At 45.1% G+C, this 19,382-nt stretch carries 17 protein-coding genes and 1 tRNA gene; 9 read left to right on the top strand and 9 right to left on the bottom strand.

Features of this window, described 5'->3' with window-relative positions:
* Nucleotides 1-37 precede the first annotated feature (37 nt).
* From DCO17_RS07755 to DCO17_RS07740, 4 genes are all read right to left on the bottom strand, one after another.
* A complete protein-coding gene (locus DCO17_RS07755) occupies nt 38-766 on the bottom strand; it encodes a phosphoadenylyl-sulfate reductase (protein WP_173956170.1) in 729 nt (242 codons plus the stop codon).
* The gene (locus tag DCO17_RS07750) at nt 763-1,557 is read right to left on the bottom strand and encodes a sulfite exporter TauE/SafE family protein (protein ID WP_173956169.1); all 795 of its coding nucleotides are present in this window, start codon (nt 1,555-1,557) and stop codon (nt 763-765) included. The genes DCO17_RS07755 and DCO17_RS07750 overlap by 4 nt, the downstream gene beginning before the upstream one ends.
* Before the next feature lie 13 nt (nt 1,558-1,570).
* Entirely contained in the window at nt 1,571-1,735 is a 165-nt protein-coding gene (locus tag DCO17_RS07745) for a hypothetical protein (protein WP_173956168.1), read from the bottom strand.
* Nucleotides 1,736-1,854: 119 nt separating this feature from the next.
* Nucleotides 1,855-2,631, bottom strand: a complete 777-nt coding sequence (locus tag DCO17_RS07740) for a ferredoxin--NADP reductase (protein ID WP_173956167.1) — start codon at nt 2,629-2,631, stop codon at nt 1,855-1,857.
* 163 nt (nt 2,632-2,794) lie between these two features.
* Between DCO17_RS07740 and DCO17_RS07735 the strand changes: the two genes are divergently transcribed.
* Complete coding sequence (locus DCO17_RS07735) at nt 2,795-3,283, top strand: disulfide bond formation protein B (protein WP_173956166.1); 489 nt, start codon at nt 2,795-2,797, stop codon at nt 3,281-3,283.
* A gap of 99 nt (nt 3,284-3,382) precedes the next feature.
* Nucleotides 3,383-4,357, top strand: coding sequence for a cysteine synthase A (gene cysK, locus DCO17_RS07730; RefSeq protein ID WP_173956165.1), 975 nt, complete (start codon nt 3,383-3,385; stop codon nt 4,355-4,357).
* Between the two features lie 90 nt (nt 4,358-4,447).
* Here cysK and lysS read toward each other — a convergent pair whose 3' ends face one another.
* The 4 genes from lysS to DCO17_RS07710 form a co-directional block, all read right to left on the bottom strand.
* Nucleotides 4,448-6,004 carry a lysine--tRNA ligase gene (gene lysS / locus DCO17_RS07725; RefSeq protein ID WP_173956164.1) on the bottom strand — a complete coding sequence of 519 codons (1,557 nt, stop codon included), beginning with the start codon at nt 6,002-6,004 and terminating at the stop codon, nt 4,448-4,450.
* A 12-nt stretch (nt 6,005-6,016) separates the two neighbouring features.
* A protein-coding gene (prfB, locus tag DCO17_RS07720; RefSeq protein WP_173956163.1) for a peptide chain release factor 2 occupies nt 6,017-7,121 on the bottom strand; the annotation gives its coding sequence in 2 pieces (ribosomal slippage) (nt 6,017-7,048 and nt 7,050-7,121; 1,104 coding nt in all).
* A gap of 34 nt (nt 7,122-7,155) precedes the next feature.
* Nucleotides 7,156-8,913 carry a single-stranded-DNA-specific exonuclease RecJ gene (gene recJ, locus DCO17_RS07715; RefSeq protein ID WP_173956162.1) on the bottom strand — a complete coding sequence of 586 codons (1,758 nt, stop codon included), beginning with the start codon at nt 8,911-8,913 and terminating at the stop codon, nt 7,156-7,158.
* Nucleotides 8,910-9,875: a hypothetical protein gene (locus tag DCO17_RS07710; RefSeq protein WP_254598741.1), complete on the bottom strand. Its 966-nt coding sequence runs from the start codon at nt 9,873-9,875 to the stop codon at nt 8,910-8,912. Before DCO17_RS07710 ends, recJ begins: the two co-directional genes overlap by 4 nt.
* Nucleotides 9,876-9,945: 70 nt before the next feature.
* Between DCO17_RS07710 and DCO17_RS07705 the strand changes: the two genes are divergently transcribed.
* From DCO17_RS07705 to DCO17_RS07690, 4 genes are all read left to right on the top strand, one after another.
* Nucleotides 9,946-11,205: a lipoprotein-releasing ABC transporter permease subunit gene (locus DCO17_RS07705; RefSeq protein WP_173956750.1), complete on the top strand. Its 1,260-nt coding sequence runs from the start codon at nt 9,946-9,948 to the stop codon at nt 11,203-11,205.
* Complete coding sequence (locus tag DCO17_RS07700; RefSeq protein ID WP_254598740.1) at nt 11,198-11,908, top strand: ABC transporter ATP-binding protein; 711 nt, start codon at nt 11,198-11,200, stop codon at nt 11,906-11,908. Before DCO17_RS07705 ends, DCO17_RS07700 begins: the two co-directional genes overlap by 8 nt.
* 7 nt (nt 11,909-11,915) lie before the next feature.
* A complete protein-coding gene (locus tag DCO17_RS07695) occupies nt 11,916-12,752 on the top strand; it encodes a TatD family hydrolase (protein ID WP_173956752.1) in 837 nt (278 codons plus the stop codon).
* A 64-nt stretch (nt 12,753-12,816) separates the two neighbouring features.
* On the top strand, nt 12,817-15,237 hold the full coding sequence (locus tag DCO17_RS07690; protein WP_437342798.1) for a DNA internalization-related competence protein ComEC/Rec2: 2,421 nt from the start codon (nt 12,817-12,819) through the stop codon (nt 15,235-15,237).
* A gap of 54 nt (nt 15,238-15,291) precedes the next feature.
* Here DCO17_RS07690 and DCO17_RS07685 read toward each other — a convergent pair.
* Nucleotides 15,292-15,368, bottom strand: a tRNA-Met gene (locus tag DCO17_RS07685).
* Between the two features lie 257 nt (nt 15,369-15,625).
* Here DCO17_RS07685 and DCO17_RS07680 point away from each other — a divergent pair.
* Genes DCO17_RS07680 through radA form a run of 3 tightly spaced genes read left to right on the top strand, consistent with a single transcriptional unit; the run spans nt 15,626 to nt 19,367 of the window.
* The gene (locus DCO17_RS07680; RefSeq protein ID WP_254598839.1) at nt 15,626-17,467 is read left to right on the top strand and encodes a potassium transporter Kup; all 1,842 of its coding nucleotides are present in this window, start codon (nt 15,626-15,628) and stop codon (nt 17,465-17,467) included.
* Between the two features lie 14 nt (nt 17,468-17,481).
* A complete protein-coding gene (locus tag DCO17_RS07675; protein WP_254598739.1) occupies nt 17,482-17,973 on the top strand; it encodes a hypothetical protein in 492 nt (163 codons plus the stop codon).
* A 29-nt stretch (nt 17,974-18,002) separates the two neighbouring features.
* Nucleotides 18,003-19,367, top strand: a complete 1,365-nt coding sequence (gene radA / locus DCO17_RS07670; RefSeq protein ID WP_173956157.1) for a DNA repair protein RadA — start codon at nt 18,003-18,005, stop codon at nt 19,365-19,367.
* Nucleotides 19,368-19,382: the final 15 nt, after the last annotated feature.

Genomic DNA, 19,382 nt, shown 5'->3' with positions numbered 1-19,382 from the left:
TCGCTTTTGTTTCTACTAAGTTTTAATAATGAATACGTTATTGGTTGACGTGTAGTCCACATTCTTTGCTATCGCTTTGAAGCCACCACCAGCGTCCAGCGCGGATGTCTTCGCCTTGCTTTACTTGGCGTGTACAAGGCTCGCAGCCAATGCTGGGATAGCCCTTTAGGTGTAGTGGATGAATGGGAACATTTTCTTGTTTGATGTAAGCCCAGATATCAGCTTCACTCCAATCAAACAGAGGGTTAAATTTAGCAATACCTCTTGCGTCATCCAGTTCTTCAAGATTCAGTTCAGTGCGGGTAGTTGATTGTTCGCGACGTTGACCAGTAATCCAAGCATCTGCACCTTGTAATGCGGCATTCAAAGGTTTGATTTTGCGCGCGCCGCAGCAGGCTTTCTTGGGCTCTTCACCATCGTAAAAACCATTCATGCCATATTGATCGATGAAAGCCTGAACATCGTTTTCTTGAGGGTAGACTTTTTCAATCGTTACCCCGTAATGATCTTCGGTTGTCTTAACCATATCGACAGTCTCTTGATGAAGACGGCCTGTGGCTAAAGTAAAAAGCTTGATATTGGCTTTTGCTTTTTGAATGGCATCAGTGACCACCATATCTTCAGCGGCAAGACTCGTAGCAAAGCGAACGTCTGAAAAGCGCTTAACAATTTCAGCCAGACGTTCTTTTAAAACAGTGGACTTTTGTGCAAGCTCGGCTGGGCTTAAGGTTCTAGCCGGAATAGACCAAAATTCTGGAGTAATCATGAAGAGACTAATTTAATTCCAACTAAAAACAAGGTTGCAGCTAGAGTGGTTCTTGTGGCGCGCTCTGATAGAGCGCTAGAAAGTTTTGCACCTAGCCAAATTGCAGGAACCGATCCCAATAGGAGGCCAAACAACAAATCAAAGTGCACATTGCCTAACCACCAGTGACCTATGCCGGCTAAAGCCGTTAGGGGGACGGCGTAGGCAATATCAGTACCTGCTACCTCTGCTGGTTTGAGGTGTGGATAAAGTACCAATATCAAAGTTGCTCCTATCGCACCAGCACCGATCGAAGAGACGGTTACTAAGACGCCAATTACCGCACCAACAATAATGGTGGCTGCCTTTAAGCGCACACCGCTTGGTAAGAAGCTTGGGTTATCTTGAACCCATTTGAGAATTTTTGCTCTAAATAACAATGAAACTGCTGTTAGTAATACTGAGATGCCAATAGAAACGCTAATAAAGTGATTGAAATTTTTTGAAACTGGGCCAACAAACTTCAACGTCAAAATTGAAATCACTGCGGTCGTTAAGCTGCCAATGCATAACAAGCGAACAATATCCCAGCGAACATTGCCATGCAGTCTGTGTGCGGCAGTGCCAAACCCTTTAGTAATTGCCGCAAATGCAAGATCGGTTCCAACGGCGGTTGTTGGCGCTACGCCAAAAATAATCGTTAGGAGTGGTGTCATCAAAGAGCCGCCACCAACTCCAGTCATGCCAACCAAAAGGCCTACAAGTGCACCGGAAATGATGAACTGCGTGGAGTCGAAGAAAAATTGAATCATGATTTATTCCTTATCAAGCAAAAGACTGTTCAAACTCTTCGAGCTTGATAGTGTTCATGAGAAATAGAATTTGACGCTGGAATTGCTTGCGTTCTGCGACCTTCTCATGCGGAAGGCGGTCATGTTCCCGAAGTAGCTTGGTAATGACGGGGTTGTAATGCTCGCGAACGGGGGACATCGAAATTCCTTGGTAAATAACTCGTTAAAGAGAATTTACCAAGGGGTCTATATATCTACAAGAAATATATAGCGATATTTATATTACTTTTAGATATATAAAGCTTGACTAGTTTGAAGTTATTTTTCTACGAAAGCACGCTCAAATACGTAGTCACCCATCTGACCAAGGCTTGGAGAAACCTTGAAGCCCTTTGCATCCAGCATTTCAGATGTTTCTTTGAGCATAGATGGGCTGCCGCAGATCATCGCGCGATCAACTGCTGGATCTAGTGGTGGCAAGCCGATGTCTTTAAAGAGTTGACCCGATTCAATCGCAGTTGTTAAACGTCCAGTGTGTTTGAATGCTTCACGAGTGACTGTTGGGTAGTAGATAAGCTTCTCGCGAATCAGTTCACCAAGATATTCATCTTGGGTTAACTCATTTTTGATGTAATCAGCATAAGCAAGCTCGCTCACTAAACGCACGCCATGAATTAAAACTACTTTCTCAAATTTCTCGTAAGTCTCTGGGTCGCGAATGATGCTCATAAATGGAGCAAGGCCGGTGCCAGTACTAAAGAGATAGAGGTGTTTCCCTGGGTTGAGATCATCCAGAACCAAAGTCCCAACTGACTTTTCACTTACAAGAATAGGGTCGCCCACCTGAATTTTTTGTAGGCGAGACGTTAATGGACCGTCTTGAACTTTGATGCTTAAAAATTCTAAGTGCTCCTCGTAGTTAGGACTTGCTACGCTGTAGGCACGAACTAATGGTTTGCCTTCAACTTCAAGACCGATCATAAGAAAATGGCCGCTACGAAAACGTAGGCCTTTGTTGCGGGTGGTAGTAAAGCTAAATAAGGTGTCGTTCCAATGGTGAACGGTTAAAACGGTTTCGGTGTTATATGCGGCCATAGCAAGTGGGGTAAATTTTGCAAAACCTTAATTATCCTCATTATTTGACTGCTTACTAAGTGTTTGATGAAATAACTTTTTATATTTAGTCAACTTTTGGTAATAAAGTGAATGAAAACTATGTGTTTGCGCTGTTATTTAAGTAGACAGCTATCATTTGTATATGACTCGATCCCAATATCTATTCTTATCCTTGTTAAGTCTTTGTTTGGTTGTCTTCGCAGTTATCTTGCAGCAAACAGGCTATCAGGGCGTTAGTTTCTTGCCGTGCCCCCTGTGCATCTTGCAGCGAATTGGCTATCTAGGAATCGCTGTCTTTTGCTTCATGGCTGCTGGAGCCAATCCATTGCGAAAGCTTTTTCATTGCCTAGCGACATTGTCGGCTGCTTATGGGTTTTCAGTGGCCGCTCGCCAGGTGTGGCTGCTTTCTCACCCAGAAAGTTCATGTGGCATTGATCCGTTGGAGACATGGATTAATCAATTTCAATTGGCTCAGGATATTCCTTGGTTATTTAAAGCAGATGGACTTTGTTCTGCGAAACTTCCGCCCATTATTGGTTTGCAGGTGCCTGAGTGGTCTTTGCTTTGGTTCACCATTTTTCTGCTTTTATTGATTGCAACATTCTTTAGAAAGCCAAAATTAAGCGTATAGAAGATTTAGTGCTTAGCTAATAAGAATCCTTTCTTTTACAGATTTTGTTTTACCTCATAAGATCTCAACCAAACTGATTGATTGTTTTAAGGAATATTAATGACTTACTTTGCTGACAACTCACAAACAATTGGACGTACACCTTTAGTGCGCCTTAATCGCGTTATCGACGGAGCCAAGGCAACCGTGCTCGCCAAAATTGAAGGGCGCAACCCTGCCTATTCAGTGAAATGCCGTATTGGTGTGGCCATGATTAACGATGCCCAAGAAAAAGGTCTTTTGGGACCTGGCAAAGAGATCGTTGAGCCAACTAGCGGTAATACAGGTATTGCATTGGCTTTCGTAGCTGCTGCACGCGGTATTCCGTTAACACTGACAATGCCAGAAACGATGAGTTTAGAACGTCGTAAGTTATTGACTGCTTTGGGCGCCAAGATTGTTCTGACTGAAGGTCCGAAGGGAATGAATGGCGCCGTTGCTAAAGCTAAAGAAATTGCCGAGTCTGATCCTAGTAAATATGTATTGCTTCAGCAATTCAGTAATCCATCGAATCCAGCGATTCATGAGAAAACTACTGGTCCAGAAATTTGGGAAGACACCGATGGAAAGATTGATGTCTTTGTCGCGGGTGTAGGCACTGGTGGCACGATTTCTGGCGTGGGTCGCTACATTAAGAATGGGAAGAAAAAGAATATTGAGGTGGTGGCAGTTGAGCCAACTGCCAGCCCAGTCATTACTCAAAAACTCAATGGTGAAGAAATTAAACCTGCCCCCCATAAGATTCAAGGCATTGGAGCTGGCTTTATTCCAGACAATCTCGATTTATCAGTGGTAGATAAAGTCGAGCAGGTCAGCAATGAAGAGGCAATTGAATTTGCCCGCCGTATTGCTAAGGAAGAGGGTATTTTGGTTGGCATTTCCTGTGGCGCCGCTGCTGCCGTTGCGGTACGTTTGGCTAAAAAGCCAGAGTATGCGGGTAAGACAATTGTGGTCGTATTGCCAGATGCTGCCGAGCGTTACTTGAGCTCTGCTTTATTCGAAGGCGTCTTCGATGAAAAGGGTTTGCCAGCTTAAGTTAGCTTAGATCATCGTAGTCAAATAAAAAGGCACCATAAGGTGCCTTTTTATTTCTCATTCAATCCGATATTAAAACTTGTCGCCGAATTATTCTTCTTCGCGACGTAAGTGTGGGAAGAGAATCACGTCACGAATATTGGGTGCGTCAGTGAGAAGCATGACTAGACGGTCAATACCAATGCCACAACCGCCTGTCGGAGGCATGCCGTATTCAAGGGCGCGAATGAAGTCATGGTCAAAGTACATCGCCTCTTCATCACCCGCTTCTTTTTGCTCTACCTGCTTGCGGAAGCGATTTGCTTGATCTTCAGCATCGTTGAGCTCGGAGAAGCCATTAGCAATTTCACGACCAGTAATAAATAACTCAAAGCGCTCGGTGATGCCTGGGCGGGTATCGGATTCTCTGGCGAGCGGACTAACTTCAATTGGGTAATCAATGATGTAAGTTGGCTCCCAAAGGTGTTCCTCGGCAACCAATTCAAATAGCGCTAATTGCAATGCGCCAATACCCGCGTTTTTGAGGGTTGGGGAATCTGGATTTTCGCCACCTTTTTTGAGCTCCGCGCGAATGAACGCAGCATCTTCAAGTTGAGCGGGGTCATAGCTTTTTCCAGACTGACCGCAGTATTTGAGAATGGCTTCATTAATAGTTAAGCGTTGGAACGGCTTGCTTAAATCAAGTTCACGACCTTGGTGGGTTAGTACGGCAGTACCTTGAGCATCAATTGCTGCAGCGCGAATTAAACTTTCTGTGAAGTCCATCAACCAGCGGTAATCTGTGTATGCCGCATAGAACTCCATCATCGTAAATTCTGGGTTGTGGCGAGGACTTACGCCTTCATTACGGAAGTTGCGGTTGATTTCAAATACTCGCTCAAACCCACCTACTACCAAGCGCTTTAAGTAAAGCTCGGGAGCAATACGCAAGAACATTTGCATATCTAAAGCGTTGTGATGGGTAATAAATGGTTTAGCTGCTGCGCCACCAGGAATGGGGTGGAGCATTGGCGTCTCGACTTCCATGAAGTCGGCATCCAGCATATGACGGCGCATAGAAGCAATTGCCTTACTACGCGCTTTAAAGGTATTGCGGCTTTCTGGGTTAACAATCAGATCAACATAACGCTGACGATATTTTGTTTCTAGATCGGAGAGGCCATGAAACTTATCTGGCAATGGGCGCAGTGATTTGCTCAATAAACGTAATTGATTGCATTCAACAGAAAGTTCACCCTTATTGGTTTTAAAGAGGTTACCTTCTGCGGAAATGAAGTCACCCATATCCCAGTGCTTGAAAGCGCCATGGGTATCGGCACCAGTGAGTTCATCATTGATGTAGAACTGAATCTGTCCGCTACGGTCTTGAATGGTGGCAAAGCTAGCCTTACCCATCACGCGTTTAAGGACCATACGACCAGCGACTTTAACGTGGATCTTTTTCTCGGCGAGCTCTTCTTTAGTCAGGCTGTCGTAGTGAGCATGAAGATCTGCTGCCAAATGGGTTGGCACAAAATCATTAGGAAAAGCGACTCCGTTTGAGCGGAGTTTCGCTAGCTTCTCGCGACGCTCGGCGATGATGTGATTTTCATCAACAGCTTCAGTTACTGGACCTTGGGTGTTAGCTGAATTTGTTTTATCGTTCATATTCGTGATTAATTAAACGCCTTGCTTCAGGCTGGCTTCAATAAATGCATCGAGATCACCATCCAATACTTTTTGAGTATTCGAAATCTCAACGTTGGTGCGTAAGTCTTTAATGCGGCTTTGATCCAAAACATAGGAGCGAATCTGATGACCCCAGCCCACATCGGTTTTGCTGGCTTCTAACTTATCTTGCTCAGCACGACGCTTCTGCATTTCATGTTCATAGAGGCGAGACTTCAGCATGCTCATGGCTTCCGCACGATTACGATGTTGACTGCGATCGTTTTGGCACTGCACAACAATTCCAGTTGGAACGTGCGTTAAACGCACAGCGGAGTCGGTTTTATTGATGTGCTGACCACCAGCGCCTGAAGCGCGATAGGTATCAGTACGAATATCAGCAGGATTCACTTCAATTTCGATTGAATCATCAATCTCTGGATAGACGTAGATGGAAGCAAAGGAGGTATGACGACCGTTAGATGAGTCAAAAGGGGACTTGCGTACTAAGCGATGCACGCCTGTTTCAGAGCGCAGATGTCCATAAGCATATTCACCATCGACTTTGATCGTTGCACTCTTGATGCCTGCAACATCTCCATCGGATTCTTCCAAAATCTCCGTTTTGTAACCTTTGCGCTCGCAATACTTTAAGTATTGTCGATAGAGTATGCTTGCCCAATCGCAGGCTTCAGTACCACCAGCCCCAGCTTGTATATCAATAAAGCAGTTACAAGAATCCATCTCATTGTGGAACATACGACGGAACTCAAGATCATTAATGATCTTGCTATAACTCTCCACATCTTTCTCGATAGCAGCGATTGTTTCAAAATCACTCTCTTCTTTAGCCATATCGAAGAGTTCGATAGCGCCAGTGATATTGGTATTGAGATCGGTTAGTGTAGAAACCACGCCATCAAGCAATTTCTTTTCTTTGCCTAAGGCCTGCGCTTTCTTTTGGTCATCCCAGATGCTCGGATCTTCTAGGATGGAATTAACTTCAGTAAGGCGACGTGACTTTACTTCGTAGTCAAAGATACCCCCGAAGAGCTTGCTCACGGGTGAGCAGATCGGACAAGGTATTTGAGATGGTGTTTAGTTGTTCAGCTTCCATCCCCTAATTATAAGGGGGTTATTGCAATTGCCTCTTAGGCGGCTGGGCTTTCATCGTGAGCTTCAATCATCAGTTGGACGCGGGCTTGCCCTTGATAGCGGTCAGTAACTAGGCGGTAGGCAAGCTTGGCTTTAGTTGGCAGGCTTTGGGTGCGATTGAACCAAACGGCTGTTAGTGGTTTTGCTGTGGCTGGGTTTGAGTCTGCACCTAATGGCTTTACTAGCAAACGTAGATGTTTTTCTTTCATCAGACTCTGCTGGGTGATTTCAAAGTCGCCATAGAAAATGGGCTGTGGAAATCCTTGGCCCCAGATTTCATCGGCAAGAAGATCACCAATTTCAGGGGTGAATTCTGAAGTTTGTAGAACACCATCATGAATATGTTGTCGCTCTAGTAACTCATCGGTCAGCAAGCTATTAGCAACTTCCTGAAAGCAGGCATCGAAGCGATCAAAGTCATCTTTGCGAATAGTTAAGCCTGCGGCCATCGCATGGCCACCAAACTTCAAGATCAAGCCAGGTTCTTTTTTCGAAACAATGTCTAAAGCATCGCGCAAATGAAATCCCGTTAAAGATCTACCCGAACCCCTTAGTTCTTCCCCAGTATTGCCATCGGGAGCAAAGATAATCGCAGGGCGATTAAAACGTTCTTTTAGGCGTGATGCCACAATGCCAACAACACCTTGGTGCCATTCGGAATTCCACAGGCAAATGCTAGAGCGTTGTGACAGCGTGCCTGCGAGTTGCTCTTCAGAAAGGTGGGCAAGAGCGGTTTCTTGCATGCCTGCCTCGATCACACGTCGCTCACGATTAATGCGATCTAGCTCTTGGGCAAGACTCAAGGCTTCATCCGTACTGTCAGTTAATAGTAGTCGTATGCCTAGCGTCATATCCGCAAGACGCCCAGCGGCATTGAGCCTTGGTCCAATGGCAAAACCAAGATCAAAGGTATTGGCTTTGCGGGGATCTCGAGCCGCCACTTGGAAGAGTGCTTGCATTCCAGGTTGAGATATACCTGCACGAATCCGTTTTAAACCATTGGAAACCAAGATTCGGTTATTGCGATCTAGTTGCGCAACGTCCGCGACAGTGCCAAGTGCTACTAAATCTAATAGATTTTCTAGTTTAGGTTGTGTTTCATTGGTAAATTTGCCACGCTTACGTAATTCCGCACGAAGCGCAACCAACACATAAAACATTACTCCAACACCAGCCAATGCCTTGCTTGGAAATGCACAATTTGGTTGGTTGGGATTTACGATGGCAGCGGCCTTGGGTAATTTGTCGCCGGGCAAGTGATGGTCAGTCACAATCACGGACATGCCAAGTTCATTGGCACGCTCAACCCCCGATTCACTAGCTATGCCGTTATCAACAGTAATTAAATATTTTGGTTTAGGGATTTGTTGGGCTGCTAGCTCAACGACATCAGGCGTTAAGCCGTAACCCATCGTAAAACGATTGGGCACTAAAAACTGAATAGGAGTATCTGCGCCACCAAGCATCCGTAAGCCGCGCAGGCCAACGGCGCAGGCTGTTGCACCATCGCAGTCATAGTCCGCAACGATCAGCATGGGCTCTTTTTTTTCTAAAATATCAGCGAGCAAAGATGCAGTACTAATGCAGTTTTTGAGATCATTTGGAGAGAGTAGATTTTTTAGCTCAAGAGAAAGTTCCTCGGGAGATTCCACGCCTCGAGCTGCATATAGTCTGGCTAATAATGGATGCAAGCCGCTTTGCTCTAGCCAAGTAGCAGCTCTTTCTGAAAAAGATCGTTTAGAAAATTGACTCACGATTGAATTAAATCATTCAAAGCAAGAACTTCTGGTTTTTTCCAGAACATCCAAGATTTCTTTTGAATATCAGGCAAGGTCAATATCCGCTCGCGAGTTTTTCCCTCAGGAAAATCAATAATCATCACTTCATCAAGCTGTTTATTCAGTAATTGACTTGCCAATTGAGGCCAAAGCATTTCCGGATTATCTGGCCAAGCAAAAGCACCAACAAGATTTTCATTGGCGACTGAGGCGCTGACTGGAATGCCGCAGAATTTTGCTAGTCCTGATAGTAGAGAGTGTTTCCCATATATCTTGCTTGCGCGCGCCAATGCTGACGGTACTTTGACATCATTTAGCTTGCCAATGCCGCTAATCCAGATGGAGTTGATGCTAGGCAAACCTCTTGCTTGCCGTTCTTCATTAACTGAATCGATGTGCCAAAGCATTTGAATTTCATTTTGTAATTTACGCCAACGCTTAGCGACGCCTTGCTCATGAGTATCGTGAGGCATCCACCAATCAATATTGCGACCTTGTGCTTGATCAACGCTATAGCTGGCTAATTTACTAAATGGTCCAGCTGGAATAAACCAGTGGTATGGATTATGAAATAGCAACTGATGATCAAAGTCCTCTTTAAGGAGGGGCAGTGCCGCATCTAGTAATTTATTTGATTCAGTTTCTGTGAGATCAATTTGATTCTGACCCATCAAAATCAGATGGTCGCGAGTGGCGTGCAGATGAACTGGTTGTAAGCATGCGATTTCGAGATTGGGATCAAAGCCGATTGTGGATTGTCCCAAAAGAAGAATTGGCGCAAGAGGAACCTTATCTCCAAGCAGATAGCGTTCATGTGGCAATCCTTGGCGAGCCTGATTGTCGCCTTGTTCATCCAAGGCATCCTCCCCCGTTAGCATCAGGGTAAGGCGTCTAGGCTGACCTTGGGTATTTTGGGTTTGAGCTGAATTCTGAGTCATTCCCTCAATTTTAGGTGGCATTTGGAGTTTCCATCAGTATGCGCTCGCAATTGTCTAAACTGTGGCTATGTTGAGATTTCCAATTGACCTAGAAATTGGCTTGCGCTATACCCGCTCCAAGCGCCGAAAGGCCGTTGGTAAGTGTGACGGCTTTCTTTCCTTTATTTCAGGAATTTCTACTGCCGGAATCGCATTGGGGGTCGCTTCCTTAATTGTGGTTCTGTCGGTGATGAATGGCTTTCAGAAAGAGGTGCGCGATCGCATGCTGTCCGTGCTTTCCCATGTAGAAATTACTGCGCCTGATGGTTTGAGCAATTGGGAGTCGCTTGCCGAGAAGCTGGCTAACGAGCCACATGTAATAGGAGTTGCTCCTATGGTGAGCTCACAAGGATTGCTAACTCGCAATAGTGTTATGCGTGGCGTTGCTATTCGCGGAATTGCTCCAGGCGAAGAGGGAAAGGTTTCTGATCTTCCGAAACAATTTATCGCTGGAAATATTAACGATCTTCAGTCTGGCAGCTTTGGTGTTGCATTAGGTGCTCAATTAGCCTCTATCGTTGGCGCACGTATTGGCGATCGAATTAATTTAATTGTCCCTGAGAGTGATTTAACTCCAGCAGGTGCAATGCCAAGAATGCGCACCCTTCAAGTAATGGGTATTGTGGATAGCGGTCATTATGAATACGATAGTTCTCTAGCGATCATGCATTGGAAGGATGCCGCCGCCTTATTACGCTTACGCGACCCATCTGGTTTGCGCATCAAAGTGGATGATATGCAGCGTGCTCCTGAAGTTGCAGCTGAGCTTGCGTCTGTTGTTCCGCAGGCCTTGTGGGTTACAGACTGGTCTCGATCTAACCGCAATTGGTTTGCAGCAGTGCAAACCGAAAAGAAAATGATGTTCATCATCTTGACACTCATTATTGCTGTAGCTGCGTTTAATTTGGTCTCTACATTGGTAATGACAGTGAATGAGAAGCAAGCTGATATTGCAATCTTAAGAACAATGGGCGCAAGCCCAGGGCTGATACAGAGAATATTTTTAGTTCAAGGATTGGCAATTGGTTTAATGGGATCATTGGCTGGTGTTGGTCTTGGATTATTAATTGCATGCAATATTGATGTTATTGTTCCAGCAATTGAAGCCATCTTCCGCGTGCGATTCTTGCCACGCGATGTCTATTTCATTAGTGAGTTGCCATCGGATGTGCGTATGGGCGATGTGGTCACAGTGGGATTAATGGCTTTTGGATTATCAGTCTTGGCAACTCTATATCCAAGTCGGCGTGCATCTAAAGTTCAACCTGCTGAGGCACTCCGATATGAATAATGCAATGATTCAAGAGGGCCTCAATTCTGTGTTGGTTGCTCGTAACCTCAGTAAAACTTATGGCAAGGGAGTTAACGCGGTTGAGGTCTTAAAGGGCATTAATTTGGATGTTGACCCCGCAGAGAAAGTCGCGATTGTGGGCTCTTCAGGATCTGGTAAGAGTACTTTGCTTCATTTGTTGGGTGGCCTTGATACCCCCAGCGCTGGTTCAGTTACGCTATCAGGTTTAATCCTTTCGCAACTTTCAATTAAGCAGTTGGATTTACTACGCAATGAGAATTTAGGATTTATTTATCAATTTCATCACTTATTGGATGAGTTCACAGCTTTAGAAAATGTTGCATTGCCCCTTCGTATTAGGGGGCTTGATCGCATAGAGAGTGAGCGTAGAGCTGCAAAGATGTTGGAGTCTGTCAGTTTGGCTAATCGCATCGAACATACACCCGCAGAGTTATCAGGTGGGGAGCGCCAGCGAGTTGCTGTGGCTAGAGCCTTGGTTGGTAACCCAAGTTGTGTTTTGGCGGATGAGCCTACTGGAAACTTAGATGCTGAAACTGCTGATGGCGTATTTGATTTGATGTTGGATATAGCACGCGACCAAGGCACTGCCTTTGTAATTGTGACGCATGATCCAGTTCGCGCTCAACGTTGCGATCGCATTTTGCATTTAGAGCGCGGAGTACTCAAAACCTTTGCGCAGTAACGCTCCCATGTGGATTGATACGCACTGTCATTTAGATGCACCAGAGTTCTCATCATCTCTGACGGAAATCATTGCTTCAGCTAGAGAAATGAGTGTGAACGCAATTCTGTTGCCTGCAGTGAAGGTGGCGGATACACAAAATGTGCAATCCCTTGTTTCACAATACAGCAATGAAATTCCAGGATTAGTTTATACATTGGGTATTCATCCCTTGTATACCAATCAAGCGCATGAAAGCGATCTCAATTTATTAGAGGAGCAAATAAACAAAGCTCTTTCTGACCCAAGGTTTGTTGGTATTGGAGAAATTGGCTTAGATTATTTTGTTGAGGACTTAGATCCGCATAAGCAAGAACATTTCTTTCATGCGCAATTAGATTTGGCGGAGCAATTTAAGTTGCCTGTCATATTGCATGTGCGTCGTTCGCAAGACTCCATATTAAAAGCTTTGCGTCGACGCAAAGTACCGGGAGGCATTGCGCATGCATTTAATGGTAGCTTTCAGCAGGCAGAGCAATTTATTGAATTTGGCTTCAAGTTAGGGTTTGGCGGTGCTGCAACTTATGAGCGTGCTCTTCAAATTCGTAGACTCATCAAGGAATTGCCTCTTGAGAGTATTGTTACGGAAACTGATGCGCCTGATATCCCGCCGGCTTGGTTGAAAGCAGAAAATTTAACATTCAATGAACCTGCATTCTTGTCTAGAATTGCTAAGGAGCTAGCGATCATTCGTGGCGTGAGTGATTCAGAGTTTGCTTCCGCAGTATGGCGCAATGCCATGCAGGTTTTGCCTCGTTGGTCGGCGCTTTATGCCGGCAATCTAAATTTAAACTTAGCCTCTTAAATTTTTGCGCTTAGCAATTACGGCATTTATTGCCGGGGGATCGTTCCTTTTTCTTTTGCCGAAGGTGCCATCTCAATGGCATTGGTTTTCTATTGGGACCGGCTTGATGTGCGCGTTGCTGATATATCTGTTTCAACGGACTGGGTGGGTGCGTCAATTTTCGATCTGCGCGTTGTTATTTATTCTAGGTTTTGCGTGGAATGCAAACTACGCTGATAGTCGTTTGCAAAATATTCTTGCTCAGGAATTGGAGGGGGAAGAATTAAGTATTGAGGGCAGAGTGATTGGTTTGCCTCAGGGTGGTGAGTCTGGCGTAAAGTTTGCATTTGAAATCACACAGATGATTCTTTGGGGGGAAGACAAGACCCAATTCCCGCATCAAATTTATCTTAGTTGGCAGCCTGCCTGGAGAAGTCATCAAATCATTCCAGAAATTATTCCTGGCCAACGCTGGAATTTGAAGGTGAAACTTAAGAGGCCTTATGGGTCCTTAAATCTTCATACGTTTGATTTTGAGCGCTGGTCTTTCCATCAAAACTTTGGCGCTAGTGGATCAGTTAAATCAGGCGAATTATTGCGAGCGAATGACATTGGCATTTTCGAGTTTGCATTGCAAATGGAGTTAGCGCGCTACAAACTACGAAGAAAAATTAAAACTGCACTATCACCAGATGCGCGATATGCGGGTGTGATTATTGCTCTTGTAATAGGTGATCAAAATGCAATCCATCAAGATGATTGGGGTGTATTTAATGCAACTGGTATTGGTCATTTGATTTCAATATCGGGCTTGCATGTCACGATGTTGGCAGGTGCTGGAGCAGCTTTGGCCGCATTTTGTTGGAGGCGTAGATCTTTGCCACTACTCCTTCCTGTTGGGAGGGTTGAGGCATTGTCAGGTTTCTTGACTGCGTTTGTTTATGCATGGCTAGCTGGATTTCAGATACCGGCTCAAAGAACCATGTACATGGTTGGGGTAGTTGCTTTCGCCCTTTGGACTGGCAGAAATCCAAGGTCCTTTGACATTTGGTGGTGGGCGCTTGCGTTTGTTTTATTGATTGACCCGATGGCGCCTTACACACCAGGGTTTTGGTTATCGTTTGGCGCTGTGGCTGCCATCTTATATGCGATGAAAGATTCATCTGGGTTGTTAGGTGTTCCGACGGGCAGGGAGTTAGAGGCGCCATTGATATCGCGGTTGATGCAAGCATGTCGCGAGGCTTGTCGAGTGCAGGCTGTTGTGACAATTGCGCTCTTACCTATAACGTTATTTTGGTTTTATCAGGTATCAATAGTTTCCCCACTAGCTAATGCTTTTGCTATTCCTGTGGTGAGTTACATCGTTACTCCTTTGGCCATAGCTGGATCATTGTTACCAGAATTTTTTGGTAAGTGGCTTCTAATACCAGCCCACACAGTTATGGAGTACTTAGCAATTTTATTAGAGTGGATGGCAAGTTGGAATTGGGCAGTAGCTTGGTCAAGTCAACCCCTTTGGTGGCTTTTAGTTCCATCAATCATTGGAATGATTTATGCCATTCAGCCTGGTGAGTTGTCGGTATCTTGGCGATCGAGGTTAGGCGCGCTAATACCAACTGCAATACTCTTTATGCCTTTGCCTCATTTCATGGGTAAGACCTTAAGATCGGGCGAATTTAAGGCGACCGTACTGGATATTGGTCAAGGTACCGCAGTATTAGTTGAAACTGCAAACAGGCGCTTACTGTATGACACGGGACCTATACAGGGCAAAGGGGACGATGCTGGACAGCGAACCATATTGCCATATTTGCGTGGCAGAGGAATTGCTCAAATTGATCGCATGGTGATTAGTCATAGTGATAGCGATCATGTGGGTGGCGCGGCTTCATTGCTAAAGCAAATTACATTTAACGGGATGATGGGTTCTTTACCAAGCGATAACCCATTATTAATGAATCTGAGCGCCAGAAACATTCCTAGTATTCCTTGTCGTTATGGTCAGCGCTGGATATGGGATCAGGTGGAATTTGTGATTTGGCATCCCCATGAATTCACTAATTTTCAAAAACAATATCCCATGAAGCCTAATGAAATGAGTTGTGTTCTTGAGGTGCGGAATAAAAATTATTCATTTTGGTTGACGGGTGATGTAGAGCGTCAAGGCGAAGCAGAAATTACTGAGCGCTTAGACGCGATGATGTTGAATGAGATTGGCGATCGACAAATCATTTTTATGGCGCCACACCATGGCAGCAAAACATCTTCATCGATTGAGCTGTTAAAAGCTTTAGAGCCAGACATCGCTTTTGCTCAAAATGGTTATCGCAACCGCTACGGGCACCCACATCCCACGGTTATAGCTAGATATAAGAGCCTAGGCATCCCGTTTTATCAAACCCCAGAAACAGGTGCTCAAGTTTGGACCTTCGGAATTGGTTCGTCTGGCGCATCAAGTCGTTTTCTGCGTTGGGATAGTGGGCGTCTATGGCATCGACATGATTAGATTGCTCTAAAAAGCAAAAAGCCCTTAAAAATTAAGGGCTTAGTGTGTAAATCTTGGTTGCGGGGGCAGGATTTGAACCTACGACCTTCGGGTTATGAGCCCGACGAGCTGCCAGACTGCTCCACCCCGCGTCTGAGTCAGAGATTCTACCATTTTTTGCACTGCAATGTCGACCATTTCTACAAAATATGCTTAAAAAATGCGGTTTTGGGTTGCCTAATGTCATTTGGGGAGGTCTAGTTTAGGGAGTAATATATTGCCACGCAACAAGAGCCAAAGGCCTGCAATGTCAATTAGCAATCCAGAGTTTTCCAGTTCAACACTATTAAACCCGGTCAATTTGCATGAAGACCCTAACAGCCATAAAAAGGGTAGCTTGGGAGCGGTAATGCTCGCTGCCATCGGTGTTGTGTTTGGTGATATTGGAACAAGCCCGCTATATGCACTTAAAGAATGCTTTGATCCAGAGCATGGCATTGCATTTTCTCCAGAGGCTTTGTTCGGCGTAATTGCCATGATGATCTGGTCGCTGATTTTGGTGGTGACTTTTAAATATGTATTGTTTGTGATGCGTGCTGACAATAAGGGCGAAGGCGGCGTTCTCTCTTTGATGGCTCTTGCTCTGCGATCTTATAAGAGTGACTCAAAAACGTATTTCTGCTTGATGATTTTAGGCATGCTTGGTGCATGCATGCTCTTGGGCGAGTCGGTTATTACTCCAGCTATTTCTGTTCTTTCTGCGGTTGAGGGTATCGAAATCGCAACACCGAGTTTGCATAAATTCATCATTCCAATATCGTTAACCATTTTGATTGCGCTGTTTTTAATTCAGAAATTTGGAACCGCTGCCGTAGGAAAACTGTTTGGTCCGATTACTCTAGCTTGGTTTATTGTGCTCGCAATTCTGGGGGCGATTAATATCGGAGCCGCACCGCAAATTATTGGTGCGATTAATCCAATGCATGCAGTTCATTTTGTGTCTCTGCATCCTACTACTGCTTATATTGTGATGGGCGCAGTGGTATTGGTCGTAACTGGAGTAGAGGCTTTGTATTTGGATATGGGGCATTTTGGTCGGAATCCAGTTCGTTATGCGTGGTTATTTGTGGTTTTACCAAGTTTGTTGATTAATTACTTAGGTCAAGGTGCGCTGCTACTTTCTAATCCAGATGCTGCATCTAATCCGTTTTATTTGATGGTCCCTGAATGGGCTCTGTGGCCAGTAGTTGGTTTGGCTACTGCAGCCACTGTAATTGCTTCCCAAGCGGTTATTTCTGGCGCTTATTCTCTAGTGAGTCAGGCAATATTGCTCGGCTTTATGCCGCGTATGACCATCATGCACACCTCTGACTCTGAGCAAGGACAGATTTATGTGCCAGTGGTTAACTGGGCCTTATTGTTTATGGTTGTGATTACCATTATTGAGTTTAGGGCGTCTGTTAATTTAGCGGCTGCGTATGGTATTTCCGTGACATCGACAATGATGATTACTGCGGTATTGCTTGCGGTTGTGATGTATCGCGAATGGAAGATGAATTTAATTCTGGTGATTGCGCTTACTTCTTTATTTTTCACTTTAGATTTTTCTTTCTGGAGCGCAAATCTCATCAAAATTAAAGATGGTGGTTGGTACCCATTATTTTTGGGGCTCTTAATTTTTACCTGCCTAATTACCTGGTATCGGGGCCGCAAACTTTTGCGCGCAAAAATGGTTGAAGGCTCCATTCCATTGCAGGCTTTCGTCGAAGGTTTATTGGCTCACCCGCCGCATCGAGTTGAGGGCACCGCAATCTTTTTGACGGCACATGTTGACTACGTTCCAGTAGCTATGTTGCACAATTTAAAGCATAACCGTGTCATGCATGAGCGGATCTTTTTTGTTAAGTTGAGTACTTGGGATGTGCCTTATGTGAATGATGATCAGCGCATTACGATGAAAGACTTTGGTGGGGGCGTGTATTTGGTGAGAGCGGTTCATGGGTTCAAAGAGACGCCCGACATTAATAATGTGCTTAAATTGATCGAGAAGCATGAAGGTATTCACTTTGACGTCATGGATACCTCTTTCTTTATTTCACGAGACACTATTGTTCCGTCTTCATCTCCCGGTATGGCATTGTGGAGAGAAAAGCTTTTCAGTTGGATGATGCAGAATGCTGCAAAGCCGTCTGATTTTTTTAGAATTCCAGCCAATCGCTTAGTTGAGTTAGGCGCTAAGGTAGAAATTTGAGAATATTTCTTCCCTTGAAATCTAAGTTCTTCACCGTCTTTTTTCTACTGGTTAGCGCCATTAGTGGGGTGACGCTTGCCACGCCGGCTGAAGAGCTTGAATTGGAGCAGTTAGATAGAATTGAGCGGGACCTAGAGTTGCAACGTGATTGGGCTAAGTATCGCTGGGGCAAAGCACAGACTGATTGCTATCAAAATTACTGGGTAGATTACTGTTTGCGGAGCGCGCGAGCCCAGTATCGAAAGGAAATTGATCCTATCGGCGAGCAAGAGCGCGCGTTACATGAAGTGCAGCGAACTTTGCGTAAGAGTATTAAAGATCAGAAGGATCAGAAGCGTGCTGCCGAACGCGTATCTCCAGAAAAATCTGCCGAGCGTGCTGATAACCAACGTGATTTTGAACAAAAGCAAAAAGCTTCAGCTGCTAGAGCGGCAGATCTAGAGCAACGTCGTAAAGATGCGCCTAAGCGCGCTCAAGAAAATAAAGCTGGTACACAACTCGATTAACAATTCAATTTGGTATTGCTGGATATCTCTTGGCTAAAGTAAAAACGGTTTATATCTGTCAGTCTTGTGGCGGCACTTCGGCGAAGTGGCAAGGACAATGCCCATCTTGTCAGTCTTGGAACACGATGGAAGAGGGTTTGCCAGAGACGACATCCAACTCTCGGTTTCAGGGTCTAGCGCAATCTTTGCCTAGACAAAAGCTCTCGACGATTACCGCTGAAGATTTGCCAAGATTTAGTACTGGTGTAGAAGAGTTTGACCGCGTATTGGGCGGTGGATTGGTGCCTGGTGGTGTTGTGTTGCTTGGTGGTGATCCCGGCATTGGTAAATCCACTCTGCTATTGCAGGCGCTTGCTGAGATGAGTGCTGCTGGAATGAATGTTCTCTATAGCAGTGGTGAGGAATCAGCCGCTCAAATTGCTTTGCGTGCGAAGCGAATTGCATTGGATGCACCACAATTAGAAGTTTTGGCAGAAATTCAGTTGGAGAAGCTGATTTCTATTATGGACACTGTTAAGCCACAAGTCTTGGTTGTGGACTCCATTCAAACTTTGTACTCTGAAGTATTAAGCTCCGCCCCTGGCTCAGTTGCGCAGGTGAGAGAGTGCGCTGCTCAATTAACCAGAGCGGCTAAAGCCAGCGGCATTTGTGTATTGATGGTGGGCCATGTCACAAAAGATGGCCATTTGGCGGGCCCAAGGGTGTTGGAGCACATTGTTGATACCGTGTTGTACTTTGAAGGCGATACACACTCCTCGTTTCGTTTAATTCGTTCTATTAAGAATCGTTTTGGCGCAGTCAATGAGCTAGGTGTATTTGCAATGACTGAAAAAGGTTTGCGGGGTGTTACAAACCCATCAGCAATTTTCTTGTCGCAACATGAGCAAATGGTTCCCGGCGCATGTGTGTTGGTTACGCAAGAGGGTAGTAGACCTCTCTTAGTTGAGATTCAAGCGCTTGTTGATACTGCCCATGTGCCTAATCCTCGCCGCTTAGCCGTTGGTTTGGAGCAGGCACGTTTAGCTATGTTGTTAGCGGTCTTGCACCGTCATGCTGGAGTAGCCTGTTTTGATCAGGATGTGTTCTTGAATGCCGTTGGCGGCGTGAAGATTTCAGAGCCAGCTGCTGACTTGGCAGTGTTACTTGCGATTCAATCATCTATTCGTAATCGCGCATTACCAAAAGAGTTAATTGTGTTTGGTGAAGTGGGCTTAGCGGGAGAGATTCGTCCATGCCCACGCGGTCAAGAGCGTCTTAAGGAGGCGGCAAAGCTGGGTTTCACAGTCGCCATTATTCCTAAGGCAAATATGCCAAAGACGAAAATCCCCGGATTAAGAGTGATTCCTGTAGAGCGAATTGATCAGGCGATAGCTGCAGCGGCCGAGTTAAGCTAAATAGATTGTCTAAGT

The sequence above is a fragment of the Polynucleobacter tropicus genome (assembly GCF_013307225.1).
In the GTDB taxonomy this organism is placed as follows: domain Bacteria; phylum Pseudomonadota; class Gammaproteobacteria; order Burkholderiales; family Burkholderiaceae; genus Polynucleobacter; species Polynucleobacter tropicus.
The sequence above is the reverse complement of the archived record's forward strand: the minus strand, read 5'-3'. Positions and strand labels throughout refer to the sequence as shown.

What these genes read in the sequence shown, in the direction of transcription:
- DCO17_RS07755 (WP_173956170.1), bottom strand. Translation starts at nt 766, where the DNA reads ATGATTACTCCAGAATTTTGGTCTATTCCGGCTAGAACCTTAAGCCCA.
- DCO17_RS07750 (WP_173956169.1), bottom strand. Translation starts at nt 1,557, where the DNA reads ATGATTCAATTTTTCTTCGACTCCACGCAGTTCATCATTTCCGGTGCA.
- DCO17_RS07745 (WP_173956168.1), bottom strand. Translation starts at nt 1,735, where the DNA reads ATGTCCCCCGTTCGCGAGCATTACAACCCCGTCATTACCAAGCTACTT.
- DCO17_RS07740 (WP_173956167.1), bottom strand. Translation starts at nt 2,631, where the DNA reads ATGGCCGCATATAACACCGAAACCGTTTTAACCGTTCACCATTGGAAC.
- DCO17_RS07735 (WP_173956166.1), top strand. Translation starts at nt 2,795, where the DNA reads ATGACTCGATCCCAATATCTATTCTTATCCTTGTTAAGTCTTTGTTTG.
- cysK (WP_173956165.1), top strand. Translation starts at nt 3,383, where the DNA reads ATGACTTACTTTGCTGACAACTCACAAACAATTGGACGTACACCTTTA.
- lysS (WP_173956164.1), bottom strand. Translation starts at nt 6,004, where the DNA reads ATGAACGATAAAACAAATTCAGCTAACACCCAAGGTCCAGTAACTGAA.
- DCO17_RS07710 (WP_254598741.1), bottom strand. Translation starts at nt 9,875, where the DNA reads ATGACTCAGAATTCAGCTCAAACCCAAAATACCCAAGGTCAGCCTAGA.
- DCO17_RS07700 (WP_254598740.1), top strand. Translation starts at nt 11,198, where the DNA reads ATGAATAATGCAATGATTCAAGAGGGCCTCAATTCTGTGTTGGTTGCT.
- DCO17_RS07695 (WP_173956752.1), top strand. Translation starts at nt 11,916, where the DNA reads ATGTGGATTGATACGCACTGTCATTTAGATGCACCAGAGTTCTCATCA.
- DCO17_RS07680 (WP_254598839.1), top strand. Translation starts at nt 15,626, where the DNA reads ATGCTCGCTGCCATCGGTGTTGTGTTTGGTGATATTGGAACAAGCCCG.